Source organism: Pseudomonas sp. S37, from assembly GCF_016658545.1.
Taxonomy (GTDB): domain Bacteria; phylum Pseudomonadota; class Gammaproteobacteria; order Pseudomonadales; family Pseudomonadaceae; genus Aquipseudomonas.
This window is the reverse complement of the sequence record NZ_JACVZC010000206.1, coordinates 1-4,072: the sequence shown is the minus strand read 5'-3', so window position 1 is coordinate 4,072 and position 4,072 is coordinate 1. Positions and strand designations below refer to the sequence as shown.

Below are 4,072 nucleotides of genomic sequence, written 5' to 3'. Positions count from 1 at the left end.
CCCCCCCCCCCCCCCCCCCCCCCCCCCCCCCCCCCCCCGCTCCTACAGGGGCCAATGCTGGCCAGGAGAAATGCGCAGTCTCTGTGGGGGCGGCCTTGCGCCGCGAAGCGCCGCGCGGGCGGCGCTCGATCACCCAGCCCGTTGCCGCTGCGCCGTGATAAGCCACAACAGATAGCACCCACCCAGCACCCCGGTCACCAAGCCGACCGGCAATTGCGCCGTGGCTGCCAGGCGCTGGCTCAGCCAGTCCGCCACCAACAGCAACGCCGCGCCCATCAAGGCTGCACACACCAGCGGCACCCCCGCCGTACGCGTCAGCCGCCGTGCCAGTTGCGGCCCCGCCAGGGCGATGAAGGCAATCGGCCCGGCAGCCGCCGTGGCAATGGCCGTAAGCCCCACCGCAGCGAGCACCAGGCGCAATCGCGAGCGCTCCACGGCCACCCCCAGCTGGGTGGCCGTGCCATCACCCATTTCCATCAGCGCCAGTTCACGACCGTGCAACAACGCCACCGGCACGATCAGCGCCAGCCCCACCGCCGCCGGCAGCACATGGGCCCAGGTGCGAGTGTTGAGCGAACCGGCCAGCCACAGTTGGGCAAACAACGCCTGGTCAAGGTCGCCGGTCACCAGCAGCAACTGGTTCAGGCCCGCCAGCGTAGCACCCATGCCGATGCCCACCAGCACCAGCCGGTAACCGTCGCTGCCCTGTCCGCGACGCGCCAACAGCAAAACCAGCAGCGCAGTCAGCATGCCTGCGGCGACGGCGGCCACCGCCGTGGCCAACGGCCCGGCATCGAACAGGATGATCTGCACGATGGCACCACTGGCGGCGCCAGTGGTAAAGCCAATGACATCGGGTGAGCCCAGGGCATTGCGCGCAATTGACTGAAAAATCGCCCCGGCCATGCCCAGGGTCGAGCCCACCAGCACCGTCGTGAGCACCCGCGGCAAACGTACACGGGTAACAATGCGGCTGACCATCTCGTTGTCGCCCTGCCCCAACAGGCTGGCCAACACCTGACCGGAGCGAATCGGCAGGCTTCCGGTGCCCAGCAATAGCACCGCCAGGCCCAATACCGCCAGCAACAGCGCGCTGCCGACCCATGCCGCCCGCAGGCTCACACGCAGGCTGACAGGCCCGCACCGCACAACGCGCTCACCCCTCAAAGCTGACATAGGCGAAACCTGCCGATCAGGACGATGAAGGCCGGCCCACCCAGCAACAGGGCCAGGGTGCCGGCAGCGAGTTCCGCGGGTGCCGCCAGTACCCGGCCCAACAAGTCGGCACCCAGCAGCAACAGCGCAGCGATCAGCGCGGCATAGGGCAGCATGCGCCGGTAGTCCGGCCCCACCAGCAAGCGCGCCAGGTGCGGGGCAACCAGGCCGACAAAGCCGATCGGCCCGGCGATGGCCGTGGCGCTGCCGGCCAGCAGCATCAGCGCCACGCACGCCAGCGCCCAGGTCAGGCGCACGTTCACCCCCAGTGCGCGACCGAGGTCGCGGCCCAGCGCCAGTGCGTTGAGCTGCGGCATCAGCAGCGCCGCCAGGGCCAGCCCCAGCGCGATGGCCAGGGTTGGCAGCGGCAGTGCCGCCAATGTACTACCGGCCAGCGAACCGGCAGCCCAGTTACGGAAATGGTCGTAAACCTGCGGCGAGGTGTTGAGTACGAGGATGGCGGTAAGCGAGGCCAGCAGCATGGTCAGCCCTGCCCCGGCCAGCACCAGCCGCACCGGGTTGCCGTCAGCGGCCCCTGCCTGCCCCAGCAGGAACACTGCAATGCCGGCAATGCCAGCGCCGAGAAATGCCAGCGGGATGTACTGGCTGACCTGGGTCAGGCCAAACAGCGCAACACCCAGGATGACCGCCAGCGCGGCACCAGCATTGACACCCAGCAGCCCGGGCTCGGCCAGCGGGTTGCGCGTCAGTGCCTGCATCAAGGTGCCCGCCGCCCCCAGCGCCAGGCCGGCGAGCAACGCCACCAGCGTGCGTGGCACGCGTAATTCGCGCACGATCAGGTGTTCGTCGTTATGCAGGTCAGGCTGGTAGAGGGCATCGAACACCACACCGTAAGCGATCGGATGAGAGCCGATCAGCAGGCTCGCCAGCGCCGCCAACACCAGCAGCAACAGCCCTGCCGACAACGCCGGGCGCAAAGTCAGGCCAGCCATGCTCAGCGGAAGTAACCAGCGACGGTGTCGAGCATCTGCCGCCCGGAGTAGTAGTCGATACGGAACGAGCTCGGCCCCAGCGGATACACGCGCTGGTGCTGCACCGCCGGCAGGTTGGCCAGCACCGGATCGTTACGGAAGGCCTGGGCGTCGTTGTCATCGGCGCTGAGCAGGAATACATCGGCATCGCCAATGGCCGCTGCCAGGTTTTCACGGGAGATGAACTGGAACTCGGTGGCGCGAATCACCTGCCCCGCCATCGCCTCGGGCAACTCGCGCACCTGGAAGCCCAGGGCGGTCAGCAAGCGCGCCTGCGGGCTGATGCTGCGGCCGATGGAGTAGCTGCCACCGATGTTGTAGCCGATCAGCACCACCGGCCTTGGCGAAGGGTGCAGGCGCGCGGCGGTGGCGTGGGTGTAGTCGTCAAACTGCTGGATCACCGCCTTGGCTTGCTGCTGCAAACCGGTTTTTGCCCCCAGTTCGGTAGCCAGTTCCTGCCAGGACTGGATGGAGTAGTTCACCACCAGCGTCGGCACGCCCTGGGCCTTCAGTTCGGCCAGGTGCGGTGCAGCGCTGTCGGCGCCGGTGGCAGACACCACCAACAGGTCAGGCGCGCTGGCCACCACGGCCTCGATATCGAACTGCAGGTTACGGTACAGCACCTGCACACCCTGCTGATCGGCCACTGCCGCCCATTGCGAGAAGAAGCCCTTGCCGTCGGTCAGCCGGCTGGGCGTGGCGGCGGCGCTGGCCACCAGCGGTGCCTGCATGGCCAGCAAGATGCCGGTCACACTCGGCGTGGTGGAAACAATGCGCGCAGGTGCGGCCAGCGCGGTAGGGCCCCATCCGGCCAGCGTCAGGGCGACGGCGGCCAGTGCTGCACAAACTCGAAAAAGCTTCATCGATCGGCTTCGCTCACAAGGAATCAGCTGCGCATGATAATACTTCTCATGCAGATAATTCCATCATGTAGAATACGTTCCGCAAAATACGTATTCCCAAGGATCACCATGAGCCCTCGCCTGCAAGCCCGCGCGCTGACCCTGCGCCGCGACAGCCGAACGCTGTCCCATGACCTGTCGCTGGACATCGAAGACGGCGCCTTCACTGTGATTGTCGGCCCCAACGCCTGCGGCAAATCGACCCTGCTGGCGGCATTGTCGCGGCTGCTGGCACCCAGCTGCGGCCAGGTGCTGCTCGACGGCCAGGACATCCAGCAGCGCCCGGCCAAGGATGTGGCCCGGCGCCTGGCCCTGCTGCCGCAAAGCGCCAGCGCCCCGGACGGCATCCGCGTGGCCGAGCTGGTCGCGCGCGGCCGTTACCCGCACCAGCGCCTGTTGCAGCAGTGGTCGCCTGAAGATGAGCAGGCCGTGCAGCGGGCGCTGCAGGCAACCGGCACCGAAGCGTTGGCTGATCGCCCGGTGCAAGCGTTGTCCGGTGGGCAGCGCCAGCGGGTGTGGATTGCCATGGTACTGGCCCAGGACACCCCGCTGTTGCTGCTGGACGAGCCCACCACTTACCTGGACATAGCCCACCAGTACGAACTGCTGGAGCTGTTGCGTGACTTGAACCGGCAGGGGCGCACCATCGTCGCGGTGCTGCATGACCTGAACCAGGCTTGCCGTTATGCCAGCCACCTGGTGGCCATGCGTGACGGGGCCATCGTTGCCCAGGGGGCACCGGCGCAGATTTTTACCGAGGCGCTGGTGCAGCAGGTGTTCGGGTTGTCGGGGTTGGTGATTGACGACCCGGTGAGCGGTACGCCGATGCTGGTACCGCGCGGGCGAAATGTAACCGTTTGAGCCCGCACACAGCCGCTCTCATAGAACAACACATAGCTCTTTGATTTAGCGGGGACCTGTGGGAGCGGGTTTACCCGCGAATGCGATGCTGATTCTACCGCC

4 protein-coding genes are annotated in these 4,072 nt (G+C 67.2%); 1 reads left to right on the top strand and 3 read right to left on the bottom strand.

Going from position 1 to position 4,072, the window contains the following annotated elements; genetic code table 11:
- Positions 1-129: 129 nt before the first annotated feature.
- From IAE39_RS29160 to fepB, 3 genes are read right to left on the bottom strand one after another with little or no spacing between them, the layout of a single operon-like run.
- Complete coding sequence (locus IAE39_RS29160) at positions 130-1,176, bottom strand: FecCD family ABC transporter permease (protein ID WP_201207921.1); 1,047 nt, start codon at positions 1,174-1,176, stop codon at positions 130-132.
- A complete protein-coding gene (locus IAE39_RS29155) occupies positions 1,164-2,168 on the bottom strand; it encodes a FecCD family ABC transporter permease (RefSeq protein WP_201207920.1) in 1,005 nt (334 codons plus the stop codon). Before IAE39_RS29155 ends, IAE39_RS29160 begins: the two co-directional genes overlap by 13 nt.
- Positions 2,169-2,170: 2 nt before the next feature.
- Positions 2,171-3,070, bottom strand: coding sequence for a Fe2+-enterobactin ABC transporter substrate-binding protein (gene fepB, locus IAE39_RS29150; protein ID WP_201207919.1), 900 nt, complete (start codon positions 3,068-3,070; stop codon positions 2,171-2,173).
- Between the two features lie 108 nt (positions 3,071-3,178).
- On the opposite strand from fepB, the gene IAE39_RS29145 reads away from it, so the two are divergent.
- Positions 3,179-3,970, top strand: coding sequence for an ABC transporter ATP-binding protein (locus tag IAE39_RS29145; protein WP_201207918.1), 792 nt, complete (start codon positions 3,179-3,181; stop codon positions 3,968-3,970).
- Positions 3,971-4,072: the final 102 nt, after the last annotated feature.